This is a genomic window from Nocardioides sp. JCM 18998, from assembly GCF_055391535.1.
The window spans coordinates 2,420,870-2,440,349 of the sequence record NZ_AP043886.1 but is presented as its reverse complement, the minus strand read 5'-3'; the positions used below and the strand labels follow the sequence as shown (position 1 = coordinate 2,440,349).

Annotated in this window: 25 protein-coding genes and 1 riboswitch; of the genes, 6 read left to right on the top strand and 19 right to left on the bottom strand. The window is 71.9% G+C overall.

From position 1 onward, the window contains the following. Positions 1-26: 26 nt before the first annotated feature. Genes ACZ5L9_RS11415 through ACZ5L9_RS11380 form a run of 8 tightly spaced genes read right to left on the bottom strand, consistent with a single transcriptional unit; the run spans position 27 to position 4,650 of the window. Positions 27-479, bottom strand: a complete 453-nt coding sequence (locus ACZ5L9_RS11415) for a pilus assembly protein TadG-related protein (protein WP_464527737.1) — start codon at positions 477-479, stop codon at positions 27-29. Continuing rightward, positions 466-927: a hypothetical protein gene (locus ACZ5L9_RS11410; protein WP_464527736.1), complete on the bottom strand. Its 462-nt coding sequence runs from the start codon at positions 925-927 to the stop codon at positions 466-468. Before ACZ5L9_RS11410 ends, ACZ5L9_RS11415 begins: the two co-directional genes overlap by 14 nt. Then, positions 924-1,331 (bottom strand): TadE/TadG family type IV pilus assembly protein, encoded by a 408-nt coding sequence (locus ACZ5L9_RS11405; RefSeq protein ID WP_464527734.1) that lies wholly within the window; start codon positions 1,329-1,331, stop codon positions 924-926. The genes ACZ5L9_RS11410 and ACZ5L9_RS11405 overlap by 4 nt, the downstream gene beginning before the upstream one ends. Positions 1,332-1,347: 16 nt before the next feature. Next, entirely contained in the window at positions 1,348-1,536 is a 189-nt protein-coding gene (locus tag ACZ5L9_RS11400; protein ID WP_464527732.1) for a hypothetical protein, read from the bottom strand. Positions 1,537-1,556: 20 nt separating this feature from the next. Then, positions 1,557-2,492, bottom strand: a complete 936-nt coding sequence (locus tag ACZ5L9_RS11395) for a type II secretion system F family protein (protein ID WP_464527730.1) — start codon at positions 2,490-2,492, stop codon at positions 1,557-1,559. A 46-nt stretch (positions 2,493-2,538) separates the two neighbouring features. Next, complete coding sequence (locus ACZ5L9_RS11390) at positions 2,539-2,937, bottom strand: type II secretion system F family protein (protein WP_464527728.1); 399 nt, start codon at positions 2,935-2,937, stop codon at positions 2,539-2,541. Further along, the gene (locus ACZ5L9_RS11385; protein ID WP_464527727.1) at positions 2,918-3,388 is read right to left on the bottom strand and encodes a type II secretion system F family protein; all 471 of its coding nucleotides are present in this window, start codon (positions 3,386-3,388) and stop codon (positions 2,918-2,920) included. The genes ACZ5L9_RS11390 and ACZ5L9_RS11385 overlap by 20 nt, the downstream gene beginning before the upstream one ends. After that, positions 3,388-4,650, bottom strand: a complete 1,263-nt coding sequence (locus ACZ5L9_RS11380; protein WP_464527724.1) for a CpaF family protein — start codon at positions 4,648-4,650, stop codon at positions 3,388-3,390. The genes ACZ5L9_RS11385 and ACZ5L9_RS11380 overlap by 1 nt, the downstream gene beginning before the upstream one ends. A gap of 139 nt (positions 4,651-4,789) precedes the next feature. Here ACZ5L9_RS11380 and ACZ5L9_RS11375 point away from each other — a divergent pair, with 139 nt between their 5' ends. Together ACZ5L9_RS11375 and ACZ5L9_RS11370 are read left to right on the top strand one after the other, a co-directional pair. Beyond that, the gene (locus ACZ5L9_RS11375; protein ID WP_464527722.1) at positions 4,790-5,437 is read left to right on the top strand and encodes a PilZ domain-containing protein; all 648 of its coding nucleotides are present in this window, start codon (positions 4,790-4,792) and stop codon (positions 5,435-5,437) included. An 85-nt stretch (positions 5,438-5,522) separates the two neighbouring features. Beyond that, positions 5,523-6,143: a PilZ domain-containing protein gene (locus ACZ5L9_RS11370; RefSeq protein ID WP_464527720.1), complete on the top strand. Its 621-nt coding sequence runs from the start codon at positions 5,523-5,525 to the stop codon at positions 6,141-6,143. A 77-nt stretch (positions 6,144-6,220) separates the two neighbouring features. On the opposite strand, the gene ACZ5L9_RS11365 is transcribed toward ACZ5L9_RS11370, so the two are convergent. The 8 genes from ACZ5L9_RS11365 to ACZ5L9_RS11330 form a co-directional block, all read right to left on the bottom strand. Continuing rightward, positions 6,221-6,865: a C40 family peptidase gene (locus ACZ5L9_RS11365; protein WP_464527718.1), complete on the bottom strand. Its 645-nt coding sequence runs from the start codon at positions 6,863-6,865 to the stop codon at positions 6,221-6,223. 3 nt (positions 6,866-6,868) lie between these two features. Beyond that, positions 6,869-7,044: riboswitch (cyclic di-AMP (ydaO/yuaA leader) on the bottom strand. 188 nt (positions 7,045-7,232) lie between these two features. Next, positions 7,233-8,015 carry an HAD-IIA family hydrolase gene (locus ACZ5L9_RS11360; protein WP_464527716.1) on the bottom strand — a complete coding sequence of 261 codons (783 nt, stop codon included), beginning with the start codon at positions 8,013-8,015 and terminating at the stop codon, positions 7,233-7,235. A gap of 27 nt (positions 8,016-8,042) precedes the next feature. Continuing rightward, complete coding sequence (locus tag ACZ5L9_RS11355; protein ID WP_464527714.1) at positions 8,043-9,233, bottom strand: histidine kinase dimerization/phospho-acceptor domain-containing protein; 1,191 nt, start codon at positions 9,231-9,233, stop codon at positions 8,043-8,045. 19 nt (positions 9,234-9,252) lie between these two features. After that, complete coding sequence (locus ACZ5L9_RS11350; protein WP_464527712.1) at positions 9,253-9,948, bottom strand: response regulator transcription factor; 696 nt, start codon at positions 9,946-9,948, stop codon at positions 9,253-9,255. A 16-nt stretch (positions 9,949-9,964) separates the two neighbouring features. Then, positions 9,965-10,525 carry a hypothetical protein gene (locus ACZ5L9_RS11345; RefSeq protein ID WP_464527711.1) on the bottom strand — a complete coding sequence of 187 codons (561 nt, stop codon included), beginning with the start codon at positions 10,523-10,525 and terminating at the stop codon, positions 9,965-9,967. 56 nt (positions 10,526-10,581) lie between these two features. Continuing rightward, positions 10,582-11,499, bottom strand: a complete 918-nt coding sequence (gene ligD / locus ACZ5L9_RS11340) for a non-homologous end-joining DNA ligase (protein ID WP_464527710.1) — start codon at positions 11,497-11,499, stop codon at positions 10,582-10,584. 1 nt (position 11,500) lies between these two features. After that, positions 11,501-12,274, bottom strand: a complete 774-nt coding sequence (locus tag ACZ5L9_RS11335; protein WP_464527709.1) for a L,D-transpeptidase family protein — start codon at positions 12,272-12,274, stop codon at positions 11,501-11,503. Next, complete coding sequence (locus tag ACZ5L9_RS11330; protein ID WP_464527707.1) at positions 12,271-13,251, bottom strand: ATP-dependent DNA ligase; 981 nt, start codon at positions 13,249-13,251, stop codon at positions 12,271-12,273. The genes ACZ5L9_RS11335 and ACZ5L9_RS11330 overlap by 4 nt, the downstream gene beginning before the upstream one ends. 18 nt (positions 13,252-13,269) lie before the next feature. Between ACZ5L9_RS11330 and ku the strand changes: the two genes are divergently transcribed. Both ku and ACZ5L9_RS11320 read left to right on the top strand, forming a co-directional pair. Further along, on the top strand, positions 13,270-14,163 hold the full coding sequence (ku, locus tag ACZ5L9_RS11325) for a non-homologous end joining protein Ku (protein ID WP_464527705.1): 894 nt from the start codon (positions 13,270-13,272) through the stop codon (positions 14,161-14,163). A gap of 33 nt (positions 14,164-14,196) precedes the next feature. Continuing rightward, positions 14,197-14,673 carry a DUF2505 domain-containing protein gene (locus ACZ5L9_RS11320; protein WP_464527703.1) on the top strand — a complete coding sequence of 159 codons (477 nt, stop codon included), beginning with the start codon at positions 14,197-14,199 and terminating at the stop codon, positions 14,671-14,673. Here the strand turns inward: ACZ5L9_RS11320 and ACZ5L9_RS11315 are convergent. Together ACZ5L9_RS11315 and ACZ5L9_RS11310 are read right to left on the bottom strand one after the other, a co-directional pair. Then, positions 14,670-15,008 carry a DUF6912 family protein gene (locus ACZ5L9_RS11315; RefSeq protein ID WP_464527702.1) on the bottom strand — a complete coding sequence of 113 codons (339 nt, stop codon included), beginning with the start codon at positions 15,006-15,008 and terminating at the stop codon, positions 14,670-14,672. The genes ACZ5L9_RS11320 and ACZ5L9_RS11315 overlap by 4 nt on opposite strands. Then, entirely contained in the window at positions 15,008-16,441 is a 1,434-nt protein-coding gene (locus tag ACZ5L9_RS11310) for a WS/DGAT/MGAT family O-acyltransferase (protein WP_464527700.1), read from the bottom strand. The genes ACZ5L9_RS11315 and ACZ5L9_RS11310 overlap by 1 nt, the downstream gene beginning before the upstream one ends. A gap of 78 nt (positions 16,442-16,519) precedes the next feature. Here ACZ5L9_RS11310 and ACZ5L9_RS11305 point away from each other — a divergent pair, with 78 nt between their 5' ends. Both ACZ5L9_RS11305 and ACZ5L9_RS11300 read left to right on the top strand, forming a co-directional pair. Beyond that, positions 16,520-16,882, top strand: coding sequence for a hypothetical protein (locus tag ACZ5L9_RS11305; protein ID WP_464527698.1), 363 nt, complete (start codon positions 16,520-16,522; stop codon positions 16,880-16,882). Next, on the top strand, positions 16,879-18,282 hold the full coding sequence (locus ACZ5L9_RS11300) for a hypothetical protein (RefSeq protein WP_464527696.1): 1,404 nt from the start codon (positions 16,879-16,881) through the stop codon (positions 18,280-18,282). Before ACZ5L9_RS11305 ends, ACZ5L9_RS11300 begins: the two co-directional genes overlap by 4 nt. On the opposite strand, the gene ACZ5L9_RS11295 is transcribed toward ACZ5L9_RS11300, so the two are convergent. Continuing rightward, positions 18,245-19,480 (bottom strand): AAA family ATPase, encoded by a 1,236-nt coding sequence (locus ACZ5L9_RS11295; RefSeq protein ID WP_464527694.1) that lies wholly within the window; start codon positions 19,478-19,480, stop codon positions 18,245-18,247. The two genes, ACZ5L9_RS11300 and ACZ5L9_RS11295, sit on opposite strands and share 38 nt — an antisense overlap.

Sequence of the window (19,480 nt, the reverse complement as noted above, 5' to 3'; positions counted from 1 at the left end):
TAGCGGCGAACCCGAACCGAAGAACGCTATCGATCCAGCATGACCACGGCCGAGCCCTCCGCGCCCACAAGCGGGTGCGCGGGTGAGCCGGGGACGTGCAGGGGCAGGTCGGCGGGTGCCTGGAGGTGCACGCGGATCCGGTGGGCGGGCACGTCGATGCTGACCTCGGCCAGCAGCCCCGGGTAGCGGCGGTAGGCACCGACGGCGGCGAGGTAGGCGTCGACCGCCTCCCGCGCGGCCGCCGGCGTGAGCTCGAGGTCGGCAGCACCGAGGCCGCCGCCGTACACCTCCGTGCCGGCGGCGCCCAGGTCCGCACCGCGCAGCGCCGCGCCGTCGGCGAGCGAGTCGAGCTCCTGACGCCGGAGGTATGCGGCGGTGGCGTCCACGACCACCCCGACGACCAGCGCGAGCACGAGGGCGAAGCCGATGATCAGCGGGATCGTCGACCCCCGTTCGTACCTCCGCTCACGGCGCGTCACGGGCTGCCACCTCCCGGTACTGCCCGACCGGCACCACCTGGGTGGCGTCGAGCGCGAACCGCGGGGCGCCGCCGCCCAGGAGCACCGGCAACAGCGGGAGCTGGACGCTGCTGCCGATCCGGATGGTGACCACCGAGGTGCCGCTGTGGCAGGCCTGGGGGTACGGCTCGCAGGTGACCGTGACCTCGAGCGGCGCATCCGTGATGCCCTGGTCGGCGAGCGCTTGCTGCGCGGCTGCCCGGGCGCGCTCCAGACCGATGGCGTCACTGGGCGCCAGGACATACGCCCGCCCCGCGGCCCGCGCGGCGCCGCTCACCGCGAACGCGCCACGCTGCACGGTGAAGACGGAGAGCAGGATCCAGACCAGGGGTACGAGCAGCAGGATGCCGAGCCAGGTCAGCTCGACCAGACCGCTCCCCCGCTCGTCCCGCCTCCCGGTGAGCCTCACGGCGCCTCCCGCACGGCGTGCCCCGTGACGGTGAGCGAGACCGCCGGGCCCCAGAGCCCGAGCGCCGGTACCTTCGCATGCACGGTGATCTGGACGGCCGGGGCGCCCGCGATCGTCGTCGGGCCGGCATCGATCTCCCGGGCGTAGTCGGCCGACATCACGCCCTGCAGCTGGCTTCGCGTCCGGGCGACGCCGTCGGCCTCGCTGTGGCCGAGTGTGGCGGCGTAGCGCGCGCCCTCGGACGCGGCCGAGGCGAGGGTGTTGCGCACGTAGAGGACGAGCGCGACCTGGAGGATGCCGAGCACGAGCGGGACCAGGACGAGCAGCACCAGCACGAAGTCGACGACCGCCGACCCGCGCTGTGGCTTCGACGGCCACGTCGCTCGGATCTGCTTGGCTCGCACCTCGACCGCCGGGCAGCTACTTCACCTGGGCCAGGGCGTTGGTGAGCATGGTGTTGAGCTGGTCGCGCGCGACGCCGTAGAGCGCAGCGCACAAGCCCGCTGTCATCACCACGATCATCACCCAGCCCGGGACGTCGCCGCGGTCGTCGCGCCGTTCGGCGAGGTCGTGATGGAGCCTGAGGAGGGCGAGCAGGAGACGGTCCATGGGATGTTCCTTTCCGAGTTTCAGGACAGACCGAGGTGGAGGCCGAGGACGCCGGGGAAGAACGCGAAGATGACGGTGGTGGGCATGACGAGGAAGACGATCGGCAGCATCATCAGGACCTCCTTGCGGGCCGCGACCTCGATCAGCTCGCGGCGGCCCGCCTCGCGGACGTCGGCGGCCTGTGCGTGCAGGACGTCGGCCAGCGGGGTGCCGCGCTCGATCGCGACGGCGATGCCGGAGGCGAAGCGGGCCACGAGCGGGAGTCCCGTACGGGCGGCGAGGTCGTCGAACGCCGCTGCGACCGGCTGGCCCGTCCGCACGGCGGCCAGCACGCGGGCGAGCTCCACGGACAGCTCGCCGTCGCTGCGGCGTACGACCCGATCGAGCGCGCCTATCGGCGACTCCCCCGCCGCGACCGCGAGCGCGAGCATCTCGGCGACGGCCGGGAACTCCGCCACGATCCGCCGTTCGCGATCGCGCACCTGGCTGGTCAGCCACGAGTCACGGGCGAGCACGCCGAAGACGAAGGCGATCGCACAGACCAGCAGCGCAGGCACCGCGCTCCCCGGATCGCCCAGGCCGCGAAGCAGGCCGTAGAGCGCAGCGGCGGCGAAGCAGCCGAGGCCCCAGAGCACCTGTTCGACGCGGAAGTCGTGCACGCTGCGGTCGAGGCCGGCCCGGTCGAGGCGACGCTGCACCGAGGTCGCGCCTCCCAGCACCCGCTCGACGGCGTCGGCAGCGCGGCGCAGCACCGGGCCGAAGACCGCTCCCACGACCGGCGGCAGCGGGCCGGCGGCGGGAGGCGCGGCCGGCGCGGTCGACAGATCGCGGATGTAGGGGAGCACCCGGTCGGCCAGCTGGGGGCGCCGGATCGCGCGCACCCGGGTGGCCACCAGCAGCAGGCCTCCTCCGGCGACCGCGCCGAGCGCTGCCCCGCCGATCGCGCCGGTGCTCATCGGGGTCCCTGCCCACAGCGGAGCGGAGCGAGCATCCGGATGGGGTTCATCGCAGGATCCGCCGCTCGGTCGGGAGACGGCCGATCCGGAGCATCACCCGGTAGGCCATGACGCAGGCCGCCGCGCCGCCGGCCAGCACCACGATGCCGCCGGGCGAGGAGTAGCGCTGGATCACGTCGGGTTGGAAGGAGAGGAAGAGCAGCACCAGCCACGGCGCCGCCACCGCGAGCCGAGCGCCGTTCACGGCCCAGGCCTGGCGCGCCTCGAGCTCGGATCGGGTGCGGGCCTCGGCGCGCAGGTATCCCGACAGGTTGCGCAGCAGCCGGCCGAGCTCGCCGCCGCCGACCTCGCGGGCGATCCGCAGGCCCTCGACGACCCGGTCGCCGACGGGGTCGGCGAGTCGGTCCTTGAGCCGGTCGAGACAGTCACCGAACCGACCCGACACCTGGTAGTCGAGCGAACTGCCCGAACGGCTCGCGCAGCGCCTCGGGGCCCCGGACCGCCAATCCCGAGAGCGCCTCGGGCAGCGAGAGCCCGGCGCGGACCGCGGAGGCCAGGTTGTCGACCGCCTCGGGCCAGACCTCGGCGAACTCGCGCTGCCGGCGCCGCGCCCGCCCCGCCACGATCGCCACGGGGAGGTAGCCCGCCATGGCGGCGAAGCTCACCGCGACCGGAGGCGTACGGGTGACGATCTCGCTCAGCAGGAACACCACGAGTCCGCAGGCGCCGCAGAGCAGCCAGAGGCTGGTGGAGGAGACACCCTGCAACCCGGCCCGGGCCAGGAGGGCGCCGGTCCGGTCGGCCTCGCGGGGGCCGCGCGGGGTCCGGGGCAGCGCGAACGCCGACCAGCACAGCAGCAGGCCCACGCCGATGCCCAGCCCCAGCACGGCGCCCATCAGCGGGCTCCCGCCAACAGGGCGTGGAGATCGACGCCGATCCGCTCGTACCGCTCGCTCCTCGGCGGCACCCCGCTCCCCCGGAGCAGCTCGCCGCCGCGGCGCTCGAAGACCGGCGCGGTCTCGATGATGTCGTTCTCGACCCGGCCCGGGACGGCAACGATCTCGTTCACCCGACGCACGCCGCGGGCGTCCATGCCGAGATGGACGACCAGGTCGACGCTCGAGGCGACGGTCGGGATCACGAACTTCGGTGAGATGTTCTCGCCGGCCAGCAGCGGGAGCGTGCAGACCTTGACCAGTGCCTCGCGCCCGGAGTTGGCGTGGATCGTGCACATCCCCGGGATCCCGCTGTTGAGCGCCAGCAACAGGTCGAGGCACTCCTCGGCGCGCACCTCGCCGACGATGATCCGCGAGGGCCGCATCCGCAGCGACTCCTTCACCAGATCGCGCAGGCGCACCTCGCCGGTGCCCTCCAGACCGGCCTGCCGGGTCTGCATCGCGACCCAGTCGGGATGCGGGAAGCGCAGCTCCCAGACCTCCTCCGCGCTGATCACCCGGTCGGCGCCGGGGATCGCGGCGGCCAGACAGTTCAGCATGGTGGTCTTGCCGGCCTGCGTCCCGCCGGCGACGAGGATGTTGAGCCCGGCGCGGACGCTCGCCTCCAGGAAGGCAGCGGCGGGTGCGGTGAGGGAGCCGAGCTCGACCAGGTCGGCCAGGCGGGTGGCACGCATCGTGAACTTGCGGATGTTGACCGCGGAGAAGCCCCGGGATATCCCCTCCAGCACCACATGCAGCCGGTGGCCGCCCGGCATGGTCGCGTCGACGAACGGCGTCGAGCGGTCGAGCCGGCGCCCCGACACCTTGAGCATCCGCTCGACCAGCTCCGTCACCTGCTGCGGGTCCAGGACCAGGTTGGTCAGCTCGTGGCGACCGTTGCGGGCGATGAAGACCTTCGAGACGTCGTTGATCCAGACCTCCTCGACCTCGTCGTCGTCGAGGTAGGGCTGCAGCACCCCGAAGCCCGCGACGCGGGCGATCAGCTCAGCGACCACGGCCTGGGGGTCGGGGACGGGCAGGACCGCGCCGGTCAGGGAGCGCTCGTCGTGAGCGCGGACCACGGCCTCGGCGAGGCGCCGTACGACAGCGCCCTCGCGCTGCGGATCGACCGCCTCGCGGCGGACCAGCTCGCGCAGCTGCGCGTCGAGCAGCTCGACCAGCTGCTGGTCGGCCAGCACGTCGACCGATGGCGACATCCCCATGCCCGCTCTCTCTCCGCCGCAGCGGCCAGCGAAACCGACGACAACGTTCTGTGGATAACTCGTGGTCAAGTGACAGGAACGTGACCTCGACTTGGCGCGTTTAGCACTGATCCGGCGCCGGATCGCCGATGATGGGTCCGTGCAAAGCCCGGACGTGAACCAGCCCGTTCTCCTGCGGGGCGAGGAGGGCGACTACGCCAGTCGCGTCGAGGGTGTCGACGGTGGTGGCCTCACCCTGGCCCGGCCGTTCGGCCTCCCGCTCGACACCACGCTCGACGTGGGCCGTCCGTTCGACGTGCAGTGGACCAGCGATGGTGGCCTGCACTCCCTGCCCGTACGGGTGACGGAGCGCTCCGTCGACGGCAAGGTCCGGATCTGGCACGCGGTACCCACCGGCCCCGCCCGTCGGGCCAACCGGCGCGCGCACGTCCGGGTCGCCGTCGCCATCGCCCTGGTCATCGAGATCGACGGCGCGGAGGTCGCCGCCTCGATGCTCGACATCAGCGAGGCGGCAGTGCGCTGCCTCGTGCGCGAGCGGCTGCCCGAGCCGACGCCCGAGTCCACCTCCGAGCACGACGCCGCGCCGGACGAGCCGCGGCGGGTGCGGGTGATGTTCACCCTCGGCGGCCAGGACTTCGCCCTCAAGGGCACGATCTTCCGCAGCACGCCGTCGGGCTCCGACACCGAGCTGATCATCAGCCTGCCGGACGACGAGCGCACCGCCACCGCCGTACGACGCGCGGTCTTCGCCGAGCAGATCCGGGCACGGCAGCTCGCGGTCGAGTGACGCTCGGGTAACGCCGTTCGCGTGTCGCGGGCGAAGCTTCCCGATCGCGCCTATCCTGCGGCTGCACATGGCCTGAAGGAGAGTCGTGGAGATCCCACCGCTGAACCACCCCGTGATCCTCCGCAGCTCGGAGGGTGCCGAGTACACCAGCCGCAGCGAGGGCGTCGAGGACGGCGCCCTGGTGCTCGCCACGCCGTTCGAGCTGATGAGCCGCGCCCGGTCCATGGAGGGCACCGAGATCACGGTGTGCTGGACCTCCACCGCCGGCCTGTGCGAGCTCGTGCTCGTCATCGTCGGCAGCGCCGTCGACGGCCCGGTCCGGGTCTGGCACACACGCCCGGCGAGCAGCGCCACCCGTACGCGCCACATCAACCGGCGCGCGCACGTCCGGGTCCCGGTGAGCAGCCGGATCACCGTGGAGCACGACGGCACCTCGTACGACGGGATCATGCTGGACGCCAGCGAGGCGGGTCTGCGCTGCCGGCTCTCCCTCGCCGACCTCCCCGAGGCCGCCGAGGTGGTCGCCTCCTTCAGCGTCGGCGAGGACCTGTTCGCCCTGCCCGGCGTGGTCTATCGCGTCACCACGCACGACGAGGGCACCGAGGTCGTCCTCGCGCTCGAGGCCGACAACCGCGACGCCACCACCCTGCGCCGCGCGCTCTTCGCCGAGCAGATCAAACAACGCCAGCGCCAGCGGCTCGTGTGACCGAAGGGTCGGACGAGCCGCCGGCGCTGCCGGTGGGGTGAAGCTGTGGGGTGAAGCTGTGGGGTGAAGCGGTGGGATCAGCGCGGGAGGCGCTCGGTGCCCGCGAACCAGCTGTTGGTCCAGATGGCTTCCTTGCGGACGTGGGTGCCGCTGTAGGGCGCGTGCACGATGATCCGACGACCGTGGCTCCAGCCGTCGAACATGCCGACGTGGTAGACGTGGCTGCCCTCGGTGAAGAAGACCAGGTCGCCCGGGCGCATCGCGGAGCGCGGGATGTGGCGCACGGCGCCGGCCTGGGCCGCGGAGGTGCGCGGCAGGTGGATGCCGGCCGCGCGGAACGAGAACAGCATGAGGCCGGAGCAGTCGAACGAGCCCGGGCCGACGGCGCCGTACACGTACGGGTCGCCCTGCTGGTGCGTGGCCACCGCGAGGGCGCGGTAGACGCTGTGGTTGCGAGCCACGACGCGTCGGTGCTCGCGGACCTGGTGCAGGTGCGCGCGGTGACGCTTGCGGACCTTGCGCCGATGCTCGCGCTCGACCTTGCGCTGGTGGGCCGTCAGGCGCGGGGCCGTGGCTGTCACCGCCGTGCTGGACGTGGCCGTGCTGGACGTGGCCGTGGTCGACGCGGCCGGGGTGGTGGCCGCCTGGGCAGCCGCCGGAACAAGTGCCAGCAGACCGATCGATGCGGTCGCGGCCAGGGTGGTGCGAATGAATGTGGGCATGCGTGGGTGTCCTTCCCACGCCTGCGAGGTGAGCTGTCGGGTTCGGGCGAGAAGGTTGCCCGGCCGTGCCCTGATCTCTCAGAGCCTCGGCTTCACCCCGAGCCGCACACCGGCATCCGGCGTACGGCGTAAAACGTGGGTCCCCCGCTCCTGCCCCTGGTTTCAAGCTCGAGGATCGGTTACCGGAAGGGACAGGACTCGGCGTGCCCGGTGGACCGATGCTTGCCTCTGCAAGCGGTCAGGACGGTAGGCACGCCTCTCGGCCGAAATCCAACTCGGACACTCGACCAGGCGTGCCCCAGGTCACATCCCCCGCGTGAATCGCGTCCTTTACCGTGACGCGTTTCACACATGTTTACTTTTCAACTCACTGGACGAGCGAGACCAGATCCTTGACGCCGTCGACCACGTGGGTGGGCCGGTACGGGAAGTTCTCGACCTGGTCGGCACGGGTGGATCCGGTGAGCACCAGGAAGGTCCGCAGGCCGGCCTCCAGGCCACTGATCACGTCGGTGTCCATCCGGTCGCCGACCATCGCGGTGGTTGCCGAGTGACCCTCGATCCGGTCGAGCGCGGAGCGCATCATCAGCGGGTTGGGCTTGCCGATGAAGTACGGCTGGCGCCCGGTCGCGGTCGAGATCAGGGCCGCCACCGACCCGGTCGCCGGCAGGGTGCCCTGCTGGGAGGGGCCGCTCGCGTCGGGGTTGGTGGCGATGAAGCGCGCGCCGCCCTCGATCAGCCGGATCGCTCGCGTGATCGCCTCGAACGAGTAGGTGCGGGTCTCCCCCAGCACGACGTAGTCCGGCTTGCGGTCGGTCATCACGTAGCCCACGTCGTGCAGGGCGGTGGTCAGGCCGGCCTCGCCGACGACGTACGCCGAGCCGCCGGGGCGCTGGTCGGCGAGGAACTTCGCGGTCGCGAGCGCCGAGGTCCAGATCGCGTCCTCCGGCACGTCGATGCCGCTGCCGAGCAGGCGTGCGCGCAGGTCGCGTGGGGTGAAGATCGAGTTGTTGGTGAGCACGAGGAAGCGCCGGCCGGTGGCCTTCAGCGCCTCGATGAACTCCGAGGCGCCGGGCAGCGGCACCTCCTCGTGGACGAGCACGCCGTCCATGTCGGTCAGCCAGGTCTCGATCGGCCGCGAGGTCGTCATGATGCGCATCCTTTCATCCCGGTGTGCTCATCGCCGCGGGAGGACCACTTCCACACCACCCTCGGCGTACTCGCCCTCCAGTCGTCCGCCCAGCGCGACGGCGACCGTACGGGCGCGCAGCAGCGGCGAGGTGCTCGCCTTGCGCACCGCGATCGCCGACTCGGCGGTGATCGTGATCCGCAGGTGACCGTCGGAGCCGGCGGCGAAGACCAGCCTGACGTCCCCGGCGCTGCGATGCTCCAGGTCGGCGAGGAGCAGCTCGAGGATCTGCTCGACGGGTCCCGGGGTGTAGGTCGTGGTGGCGTCGCCCTCGATCGCCGCGGTCAGGGTGCGGTGCTGCGTATCGAGCTCGTCGGCCCAGCGCTGGGTGAGCTGGCGGGCCAGCGTCCCGAGCTCGATCGCGGCGTCGGCCACCAGGGCCCGATGGCGGGCCAGCGCCACCAGCTCGCCGGTGACCGCGTCGAGCTGGTCGACCCGGGCGAGCGAGCGCTGCAGCGCGGCCGCGGTCTCGGGCTTGAGGTCCTCGTCGAGAGCGGCCTCCTCGAGCTCGAGGCGCAGGCCGGTCAGCGGGGTCCGCAGCACGTGCGAGGCACGCTGGGCCAGCCGCTCGTCGGTCTCCATCCGGTCCTGGAGCTGCTGGGCGCTGGCCTCCAGCGCCGAGGCGATCTCATTGGCGGCCGGGACGTTGCTGGGTCTCAGGTCGAGCTGGAAGCGGCCCCGCCCCAGCGCCGCCGCCGCCTCGGCGAGCTGGTGGAACGGCCGCTCGTACGCCCGGGCGAGGGCGATCCCCCCGAGGGTGGACAGCGCTCCGACCGCAAGCAGGGCGAGCAGCAGGGTGGCGGTGCTCGGCCAGGCCACATCGTGGGGGACGTGGTCGTCCTCGCTCACCAGGACGTAGCCGCCGTCGTCGATGCTGACCGTGGCCCACAGGTTCGCGGTGCCGTCGTCCGGGCCGAGCGGACCCGAGAAGCCGGTCGAGCGAACCTCGATGTCGGCACCGTCGACGGCGTGGTAGCGCACCCCGGTCCCGTCCTCCAGGAACGGGCGCAGGAACTCGGCGTTGATCACCCCGCCGTCGTCGCGGCGCTCGTGGACAGCGACGGCGATCGCCGCGGCTGTCTGCCTGATCAGGAGGTCGTCGTGGTCACGGACCCTGTGCTCCACCGACCAGGTGCGCAGGAGGTAGCCGAAGGACGCGACGAGCAGAACGAGAAGCACGAAGAGAGGCGTGCTCCGCCTACGCATCCTCCTGGCCGCCCTCGAGGCGGAATCCCACTCCTCGCACCGCGACGACCTTGTCGGTCACCGCGGCGGCCTCGAGCTTGCTGCGCAGACGTCCGATGGTGACGTCGAGTGTCTTGGTGGAGCCGAACCAGTTCTCGTCCCACACCTCGGCCATCAGCCGCTCGCGGGCCACGACCTTGCCGCGCTGGCTGGCGAGCAGGGCGAGGACCTCGAACTCCTTGCCGGTGAGCGGGACCTCGCGGTCCTCGGTGTAGACGCGGTGCGCGCCGACGTCGATCCGCAGGCCGCCGCCGTCGACCGACACCGCTCGACCGACGGTGCGGCGCAGCAACGCGCGCACCCGGGCCTGCAGCTCGGCCAGGCCGAAGGGCTTGGCCAGGTAGTCATCGGCGCCGTAGTCGAGGCCCACCACCCGGTCGAGCTCGCCCGAGCGCGCGGTCACGATCATGATGCCGCCGTCGAAGCCGCCGGAGCGGGCCTCACGGCACACGTCCAGGCCGTCCATGTCCCCCAGGCCGAGGTCGAGGATGACCACGTCGGCCGGTGACTCCGCCCCGCGCTCGAGCTCGTGCAGAGCCGCCGAGCCGGTCTCGACCCAGGTCACCGCGTAGCCCTCGCGCTCCAACGTGCGCACAAGGGGGAAGGCGATGTCTTCCTCGTCCTCGACGACCAGCACGCGATGGCTCACGGGAGAAGGATAGGGATCACTCGCCCGTCTGTCGGGCAATTGCCACAACCGTCTCGCGAGCGCCCCGGCGGCGCCCCCGCTCCGCGACCACGAGCCGGGCGATGGCGAGCACCACCAGCCCCGATCCGAGGATCGCCGCGAGGACCAGCCACGCCGCCGGATCCGCGGCCCCGAGGATCGGATAGCCGGCGTACGGGACGCTGGCGACGACCTTGGACACCGCTGTGCCGGCGGGCAGCTGCCACGGGTCGATGGCGCCCGTACGCACCGTCCGGATCCCCAGGTCGTTGACGCCGTCGACCTGACGCACCACCGACTTGTCTCCGTAGTCGGCGGGCTCTTTGAACCTGATCGTGTCGCCGCGCTCCACCGCGCCCGAGGTGGTGCGGAGCGTGAACAGGACCGTGCCCCGGTCGACCCGACCGGCCAGGTCATCGTTGCCGACCACCGTGACCCGCAGCCCGAGTGTGACCGGGATGAGGACCCCGAAGGCGACCACGGCGACGGCCACCACCCCGATCACCCGCCAGCGCCAGGCCCGCGCCGGGCGGCGCTGGGGCACGGCCGGAATCTCCACATCCGAAAGGTAGGACGACCGAGCGAACGGCGGTGGCACGCCGTGTCCACAGGTTTCTACGGCGCGGTAACAGCGAAGAGGTCGCCGTGCTCCTCGAGCCGCACGAGGACCTCGCCGAAGGTGAGCTGCTCCAGCGCGAGGGGGTCCTCGGCCCCCGCCTCGACCTCGTCCCAGCTGATCGGAGCGGCGACCGTCGGGCGCTCCTTGCCCCGCAGCGAGTACGGGCAGACGGTGGTCTTCGATCCGGCGTTCTGTGACCAGTCGAGGAAGACCTTGCCGGACCGCTTGGACTTGGTCATCGTGGCGGTGACGAGGCTCGGGTGCTCCTTCTGGAGCTGCTCGGCAACCTCCTTGGCGACAGCGGTGGCGTCGTCGCTGGCCATCGGCGACGCCAGCAGCGCGTAGAGGTGCAGACCCTTGCTGCCGCTGAGCACGGGCGTGCACGGCACCCCGATCGCGGCGAGCTTCTCGCGGGCGAGCAGCGCCACCCGGGCGCACTCGTGCAGCCCGGCCGGCTCGCCCGGGTCCAGGTCGATGACGATCCGGTCCGCGCCCAGCGGCACACCGTGCTCGTCGACCCGCCACTGGTGGACGTGCAGCTCGATCGCGGCGAGGTTGGCCAGCCAGGTGAGCGTGGCCAGGTCCTCCACGACCGGGAAGGTCAGGGTGTCCTCCTCCCGGGAGGCGGTGCGCGAGCCGGTGGTCGGCACGGTCACCGTCCGTACCCACGACGGAGTGCCGGCGGGCGCGTTCTTCTCGAAGAAGGACTGGCCGGCGACGCCGTGCGGCCAGCGCACCCGGGTGACCGCACGCCCGCTCAGCTGCGGCAGGATCGCCGCGGCGACGGTGGCGTAGTAGTGCAGCACCTCGCCCTTGGTGGTGCCGGTCGCCGGGTAGAGCACCTTGGCGAGGTTGCTGACCTTGAGGGTACGGCCCTCGATCTCGACCCGGATCTCCTGCTTGTCGTCGGCCACCTCATCGCCCGATCGCGATCACCGGCACGTACGCCGGGTCGAGGCGGTGCAGCAGCCGCTGCAGCACCGCTCGCGGGACGCTGACGCAGCCCGCCGTCGCTCCGCTGCCGTTCACGTGCAGGAAGATCCCGGCGCCCCGGTGGCGGACCTGCTGGTGGTTGTAGTCGAGCACGATCGCATCCTCGTACTGGACCGGGAAGTCGCTCAACCGCTCCGAGCCGTTCTCGTCGCTCAGCGGCAGCCACCAGCGGAACCCGCCCTCGCTCTGGTTGCGGAAGCGGTTGTAGAACGCGGAGGCGTTGTCCTCCACCCAGAAGTCCCCCGACCGGATCCGTCGATAGGGCAGCGCCGTGGCCGTGGCGCTCGCGCTGTGGGTGCCGAAGGCGGAGACCAGGCCGTACGTCCCCAACGGCGTCGCGCCGGTGCCCTGGTGGCGGCGGTTGCCGGGGACCAGCCCGCCGTAGCCCGTACGGCCGTCGCCGGTGGCGAGGATCCGGCGCCAGTGCCCGCCTCGCAAGGCCCACAGGCTGACCTGCGCGAACGTGTCGTGGGAGTGGTTGACGGTGACGACCTGGCGGGTGCCGGAGCGCAGGTGGACGGTGACGCCGTCGAGACGGACCACGTCGCCTCGTACCGAGGCCGGGGCGGCCTCGGCGGAGCCTGCCGCGAGCAGCCCCGTGACCAGCCCCGTGACCAGCCCCGTGACCAGCCCCGTGACCAGCCCCGTGACCAGCACCGTGACGGCGATGAGCAACGCGATCGCGGTCCGGATCACGCCAGGTCCCCGGGCGTCACGTCGGCGCGCACGCCCTGGAACGACGGCTGCCGCAGCCGACCGCCGGAGGCCAGCCCCGTCCCGACGCCGTGCGTCTCCACCTCGACCACCAGCAGCGGCTCGGTCCAGCGCGTCCCGCTCACGTCCTCCCGCGGCACCTCGTCTGCGAACGGGCTGGCTGACGCCGGCGTCAGCAGCTCGCGCAGCAGCGTGCTCTGCCGGCCCGTGATCCCGCTGCCCACCCGGCCCCGGTACAGCAGCCCCGCCGCTGTCGGCTCGCCCACGAGCAGGGCCGCGAGCCGGTCGCTCGTGCCCTCCTGGGGCCGCCAGCCTCCGACGACGTAGGAGGCGCGAAAGCGGTGCGGGAACTTGAGCCATGCCCTGCTACGTACCCCAGGCTCGTAACGTGAACCGTCCCGCTTGCTGACGATCCCCTCGAGTCCCTGCGCGAGCGTCGCGGCGTGCAGCATCGCGCCGTCGTCGTAGGTCGGCGGGACCTGCCAGCGCCCGAGCGCGCCGTCCTGCGCCAGCCGCTCGAGGATCGCGCGCCGCTCGGTCCACGGGAGCGCGGTGAGGTCGGCGCCGTCGAGCCGGATCACGTCGAAGACCATGAACGTCGCCGGGACCGTCGAGGCGAAGCGCGCGGCCTTGCGCGGGTCCCGGGCGTGCATCCGCTCCCCCAGTACGCGGAAGTCCGGCAGGCCACGCTCGTTGAGCGCGATCACCTCGCCGTCCACGACCAGGTCGCTCGGCAGGTGGGCGGCCTGCTCCTCCAGCAGCTCGGGCCAGGCGGCGGTGGCGTCGTTCTCGTTGCGCGTGGTGAGGCGTACGCCGGAGGGCGAGCCCCCGGAGGGCGAGCCTGTCGAGACCCCACCCGAACGCTCCGCGAGCAGGCGGATGCCGTCCCACTTCACCTCGTGGATCCAGCCCTCACCCGCCGGAACGTGGGTACCGGCAGTGGCGAGCATGGGACGCATGGAGCAAGGATGGTGGGCATGCGAGCGATCTGGAAGGGCGCGGTCTCCTTCGGGCTGGTCAACGTGCCGGTGAAGCTGTACTCGGCGACCGAGTCCCACGACGTCTCCTTCCGGCAGGTGCACGAGAAGGACGGCGGTCGGATCCGCTACCAGCGGGTCTGCTCGGTCGACGGCGAGGAGGTGCCCTACTCCGAGATCGCGAAGGGGTATGAGACCGAGGACGGCGAGATGGTCGTGCTGACCAACGACGACATGGCCGAGCTGCCGTCGTCGTCGTCGCGGGAGATCTCGGTGGAGAAGTTCGTGCCGAGCGACCAGATCGACCCGATGCTGTTCGAGAAGGCCTACTACCTCGAGCCGGAGAAGACCGGCGCGAAGCCGTACGCGCTGCTGCGCCAGGCCCTGATGGACGCCGACCGGGTGGCGGTGGTGACCGTCGCGCTGCGCCAGCGCACCACGGTCGCGGTGCTGCGGGTGCGGGACACACCCAACGGCGAGGTGATCGTGCTCCAGACGATGATGTGGCCCGACGAGGTGCGCGTCCCGGACTTCTCGCTGTCCTTCGAGGAGCTCGGCGAGCCGAAGGACACCGAGGTCAAGATGGCGCACATGCTCGTCGAGACGCTGGCCGGCGACTTCGATCCGACCGAGTTCGAGGACGACTACGCCGAGGCCGTCGAGACGCTGGTGAAGGCCAAGATCGAGGGCGGTGAGGTCACCCGCACCGAGACCTCCACCAAGACCGGGGGCGAGGTCGTCGACCTGTTGGCCGCCCTGCAGCGCTCCGTCGCGGCGGCCAAGGAGGCCCGCGGGGAGAAGGTGCCCGACGAGGCCCACGACGCCGAGGGGTCCAAGCCGGCGAAGAAGAAGCCCGCGAAGAAGTCGGCGAGCAAGGCCAAGAAGAGCGCCTGACCGTGACCTGCACCGACCGGGCATGATGACCTCATGAGCACCACGGTGACCTTCGACATGACGTACGACGCCCCGCTCGCGACGGTGACGGCGATGCTCGCCGACCCGTCGTTCCGGGAGAAGGTGTGCAACGCGCAGCACGCCACCTCGCGGTCCGTCTCGATCAGCGGCATCCCCGGCACCGTGGACATCACGTTCAGCCAGCAGACCGAGGGCGTCCCGTCGTTCGCCAAGAAGTTCGTCGGCAGCTCGATCACGGTGACCCAGCACGAGACCTGGTCGACCCCGCTGGCCGCCACCCTCGACATCAACGCCGGCGTCCCGATCGCCGACATCAAGGGGTCGGTCGCCCTGCAGGAGCAGGGCACCCAGACCATCGAGACGATCACGCTCCAGGTCAGCGTCAAGGTGCCGCTGGTCGGCGGCAAGCTCGAGTCCCTGGTCGCCGACATGATGAAGAAGGCGCTGACCAAGGAGTACGCCACCGGCAAGGCCTACCTCGCCGCCTAGCCCAGAAGGTCCGGGACCTCCTGGGTGGTGAACCACGCGAGATCCTCGTCCGGGTCGGCCCCGGCCGGTCGGTCCTCGGCGTCCGCGTGGACGGCGACCACGTCGGACCAGTCGGCCGGGGCGTAGTCGGTCTCGCAGACGACCACGATCCGGCGGCCCGGCCCGTCGAGCATCTCGGCGGAGATGTCGGCGGCCGACATGAGCGCGGCGTACTCGCCCTCCTCGGTCTCGTCCGGGGCCTCGAACGCGTCGACGACCGCGTCGGCCGGGATCTGTCCGGCGGTGTGCCAGGCCGTGAGCAGCTCACGGGTGGCCGGCACGTAGATGCGGGTCATCAGTCGCCCTTCTTCTTGCGTCCGCGCGGCGCCTGCAGGCGACCACCGTTGACCGTGTCGAGCAGTTCGTCGAGCGCCTCGACGAGACATTGGCCGAAGACGTCGGCATCCGGTACGAGGTCGCGGTCGGCCGTGATCCCGAAGTAGACCCGCCCGGCGTAGGACGTCACGCCGATCGCGATCGCCTGTCCCGGCAGCAGCGGGTTGACCGGGTAGCTCGCCAGCAGGGTCGCACCCGCCGAGTACCGAGGGGTCTGCGGCCCCGGGACGTTGGTGACGCTGATCTGGAAGCCGTGCGGGTCGGCCTCCGCCGCGACCCGGGCACCGACCGCGTGGAACGTGGTCGGTGCGAAGCCGGTGATGCCGGTCATGTGCTCGGCCGGGATCGCGCGCCCGGTCTGCTTGTGCGACTCGAAGGAGTAGGAGACCTGGTGCAGCCGCACCACCGGACTGGCCTCCCCGACCGGGAGGTCGACGTAGTGCGCGATGACCGGAGCACCGAGCGAGGTGTTCTCGAGCAGGTCGTCGTTGACGCTGATCGGCACCAGGGCGCGCACCTTCCGCAGCCCGGCGAGCGACTCGGCGCGGGTCATCAGCCATCCGCGCAGGCCGCCCGCGACGACCGCGAGGATGACGTCGTTGACGGTGCCGCCCTGGGTGTCGCGCACCCGGCGGACGTCGTCCAGCGCGATGTCGAGGGTGACGATGAGGCGCTGCTGCGACAGCGGGCCGGACAGCGGTGTGGGCCGGTCGGAGCGGCGGCCGGTGACCGTCTCGGCGACCTCGACCACGCGGGCGCTGAGCCCGGTGGCGAGGGCCAGCAGGGACTCGCCCGTACGGCGTGCGGTGGAGGAGAGTGTGTCGGCGTCGGTCAGCGAGTCCCGGACGGCCCCGAGCACGAGCGCGGTACTGCTCTCGCGGCGCGGGTTCCAGACGTCCTCGGTGAGGGGCTTGGCGTCGGGGCTGACGTCGAGCAGGAGCTGGCCGAGATCCACGGTGTGGACGCCGTCGACCAGGGCCTGGTGGACCTTGCTGAGGAGCGCGACGCGGCCGTCGGCGAGGCCCTCGACGTAGTAGATCTCCCACAGCGGCCGGGTGCGGTCCAGCGGGCGGGAGATGATCCGGCCGACCAGGTCGCGGAGCTGGTCGAGCGAGCCGGGACGCGGCACCGCGGAGCGGCGTACGTGGTACTCGATGTCGAAGCGGTCGTCGTCCGCCCACACCGGGTTGGCCAGCCGCCCGGGGACGACCTGGACGCGCTGGCGGTAGCGCGGCACGAAGGAGAGCCGGTCGGCGACGAGCTGGAGCAGGGTGTCGTAGTCGAACCCGCTCTCGCCGGGCTCGAGGATCTCGATGCTGGCCAGGTGGTGCGGGCTGGTCATCGTCTCGCGTGTCAGGAAGGCCAGGTCGCGTGCCGACAGACGGTCCGCCATGTCACCCCATCTCTCCCGGTCCGCCCTCTCAGACGGTTCTTTGGTTCGCATGCGATTGTGGCAGACATGCGACGACTGATGGCGACCCTGGCAGTGCTGCTGGGCATGGCGGGTCTGGTGACCGCCTGCGGCTCCTCGAACGACTCCGACACCACCGGTGACGGCTCGACCTCGAAGCCCCTCGTCATCAACGTGACCTTCGACGGCGACTCGGTGACGCCGAACGGCGAGCGGGTCGACGTGGCCGTCGGCCAGAAGGTCCAGTTCGTGGTCAAGGCCGACGCGGCCGGCGAGATCCACGTCCACTCCACCCCGGAGCAGCAGCTCGAGTACAACGCCGGCACGACCGAGCTCACCGTCGGGCCGTTCGACAAGCCCGGCATCATCGAGGTCGAGTCCCACGCCCTGGACAAGACCATCGTCCAGCTCCAGGTCCAGTGACCCCAGGAGTGGCCGCGCGCGGTGGCGATCTGACGCTCGCGCACGGCATCGGTGGCCAGCAGGACCTCCCGGTCCCGCTGGAGACCGCGATCGTCGCGGCGGTCATCGCGTTGGTGGTCAGCTTCGTCGTCCTGGCGTGGACCGTACGCGACCGAGACGGGATCGGCCCCGACGACCTGACCCCGGTCGCGCCCCGTACCGACCCTGCGGAGTCGGGCATCCGGGTGCGCCGCATCGGCGCGTTCGTCGACTCCCGCGCCTGGACGATCGCGCTGCGCGCCTTCGGCATCCTTCTGTTCGCCTACACGGCGATGGTGGCCGTCTTCGGGCAGGACCTGGAGATCAACCCCGTCTTCGGCGTCTTCTACATCTGGTGGTGGGTCGGACTCGTCTTCGCCTCGATGCTGCTGGGCCCGGTGTGGAAGGCGATCAGTCCCGTCCGCACCATCAATGCCGGCATCAACCGGCTGCGGGGCGACGCCGGCGTCGAAGGGGGTGGGCTCTTCGTCTACGACGAGGCCCGGTTCGGCTACTGGCCGGCGGTCGTCGGCCTGCTCGCGTTCACCTGGATGGAGCTGGTCTACACCCACAACTCCTACCTCGGCCCGGTGCGGCTGTGGATCGCGCTCTACGTCGCGGCGATGCTGATCGGCGGCCAGCTGTGGGGCGAGCGGTTCTACGAGAACGCCGACCCGTTCGAGGTCTACTCGACGCTGATGTCGAAGCTGTCCGTCTGGGGACGCGACCCGGAGGGTCGTCTCGTGGTGCGCAGCCCGCTCGCCAACCTCGACACCTTGGCCCCGCACCGCGGCCTGGTCGCGGTGCTGGCCGTGCTCTTCGGCACGATCGTCTTCGACTCGTTCCGCGACGCGACGCCGTGGCTCAAGTTCATCCAGGGCGAGAACATCGTCGCCCGGCACTCCTACCTCGCCGACAACATCGCGCTCGTCGTCTTCCCGATCGGGGTGGCGGCGTTCTTCTGCGCGGGCACGATGCTGACGGGCGTCGGCGACGACCTCGAGCGCCGGGCCCTGCCGGGGATCCTGGCGCCGTCGCTGGTGCCGATCGTCGGCGGGTACGTCGTGGCCCACTACCTCAGCTACTTCTGGGAGGGCGGCCAGGCGACCCTGGTGCAGGCCAGCGACCCGTTCAGCAACGGCGCCAACTGGTTCGGCACCGCCGACTGGTCGGTGAACTACTTCTTCGCCTACCACCCGACCCTGCTGGCCAACCTCAAGGTGCTCGCCGTCGTGATCGGCCACATCGTCGGCGTCGTCTCCGCACACCGCCGCGCGATCGCGGTGCTACCGCGCCGGCACATGGTCACTGGTCAGATCCCGCTGCTGGTCACGATGGTCGGCTTCACGATCGGCGGCCTCTACCTGCTCTTCTCGGCGTAGGGAGACGGCGGTGCCCGGCGACGGGCGCCGTCAGGCCGGGTAGCAGCTCGCCGACCAGCGCGGAGACCGCTCGCCCGAGCGGCGAGTCCGGCGCGGTCTCGGCGAGCGTACGGCCGGCGACGAGCGCCTTGTCGAGCGCGACCCGGTCATCGGGCAGGAAGTGCATCCCGACCGGTCGCACCAGCCCGGCCACCATCCCGGCGACGTCCTGCTCGCTCCACCCGAGGCTGGGCCGCATCCGGTTCACCACCACCCGTACGGGGGTGGCGGGCACCAGATCGCGCAGGTCGACCAGCCCGCGGGCCAGCCGGCTGAGCCCCACCGGATCGGCGGAGCCCACCACGAGCACCTCGTCCGCGGCGTCGAGCGCCTCGAGGGTCAGCTGGTTGCGCCCGGCACGGGCGGTGGGGTCGGGCGCCTCCTCGAGGCTGAAGCCCGTGTCGACGACGACCTCCCCCACGCGCTGACCCTGCTCGACGAGGTCCGCGAGGACGCCCGGACGGATCTCCGCCCAGCGGTCCGGGCGGGGCAGGCCCGTGAGCACGGCGAGGTGGGTGCCGAGCAGGCGGGTGGCCGGGCCGAGGCCGCTGCGTGAGGCGGCGAGGAGGCCGGAGACCTCGTCGAGGATGCCGAGCTGCTGCGCGATCGATCCGCCGTACGGATCGGCGTCGACCAGCAGCACCGGACGCTGGCGCCGCGCGATCTCGGCGCCGACCGCTGCGGCCACGGTGCTGCGCCCCGGAGCGCCGGCCGGCCCCCAGACCACGACGAGACGCCCCGCGATCGCCGGCTGCTCGCCACGCAGGCTGGTGGGCGTGCCGCCGGCCGGCGTCGGCGGCGCCGCGACCTCGGGGGCGGTGATGGCGCCGGGCAGCGCGGCGAGGTCGTCCTCGCTCACGACCCGGCCGATCCCCGCGCGGCTGGCGGCGCTGCGGGCCGACTCCTGGCCCGCACCGAGCGGAAGCACCCCGATCGCGCGGACGCCGTGGTGGCGCAGCTGGTCGACCACACGGGCATCGAGACCCGGCACGTCGAGGGCGACCACCGCCGCCTCGGCCTGACCCGACGTGGCGGCGGCGAGAAGGTCGTCCACGTCGACGCAGCGGCGCAGCACGACCAGGCCGGGCGCCCGCTCGAGCACGCCGAGGGCGGCTGTCTCCCAGCCGGCGCCGGCCGCGAGGATCAGCACCGGCGTCAT

Bases quoted from the DNA above. Each gene is read 5' to 3' on its own strand.
- ACZ5L9_RS11400 (WP_464527732.1), bottom strand. From the start codon at position 1,536: ATGGACCGTCTCCTGCTCGCCCTCCTCAGGCTCCATCACGACCTCGCC.
- ACZ5L9_RS11395 (WP_464527730.1), bottom strand. From the start codon at position 2,492: ATGAGCACCGGCGCGATCGGCGGGGCAGCGCTCGGCGCGGTCGCCGGA.
- ACZ5L9_RS11385 (WP_464527727.1), bottom strand. From the start codon at position 3,388: ATGGGCGCCGTGCTGGGGCTGGGCATCGGCGTGGGCCTGCTGCTGTGC.
- ACZ5L9_RS11380 (WP_464527724.1), bottom strand. From the start codon at position 4,650: ATGGGGATGTCGCCATCGGTCGACGTGCTGGCCGACCAGCAGCTGGTC.
- ACZ5L9_RS11365 (WP_464527718.1), bottom strand. From the start codon at position 6,865: ATGCCCACATTCATTCGCACCACCCTGGCCGCGACCGCATCGATCGGT.
- ACZ5L9_RS11360 (WP_464527716.1), bottom strand. From the start codon at position 8,015: ATGACGACCTCGCGGCCGATCGAGACCTGGCTGACCGACATGGACGGC.
- ACZ5L9_RS11330 (WP_464527707.1), bottom strand. From the start codon at position 13,251: ATGCGTCCCATGCTCGCCACTGCCGGTACCCACGTTCCGGCGGGTGAG.
- ku (WP_464527705.1), top strand. From the start codon at position 13,270: ATGCGAGCGATCTGGAAGGGCGCGGTCTCCTTCGGGCTGGTCAACGTG.
- ACZ5L9_RS11320 (WP_464527703.1), top strand. From the start codon at position 14,197: ATGAGCACCACGGTGACCTTCGACATGACGTACGACGCCCCGCTCGCG.
- ACZ5L9_RS11315 (WP_464527702.1), bottom strand. From the start codon at position 15,008: ATGACCCGCATCTACGTGCCGGCCACCCGTGAGCTGCTCACGGCCTGG.
- ACZ5L9_RS11310 (WP_464527700.1), bottom strand. From the start codon at position 16,441: ATGGCGGACCGTCTGTCGGCACGCGACCTGGCCTTCCTGACACGCGAG.
- ACZ5L9_RS11305 (WP_464527698.1), top strand. From the start codon at position 16,520: ATGGCGACCCTGGCAGTGCTGCTGGGCATGGCGGGTCTGGTGACCGCC.
- ACZ5L9_RS11295 (WP_464527694.1), bottom strand. From the start codon at position 19,480: ATGACGCCGGTGCTGATCCTCGCGGCCGGCGCCGGCTGGGAGACAGCC.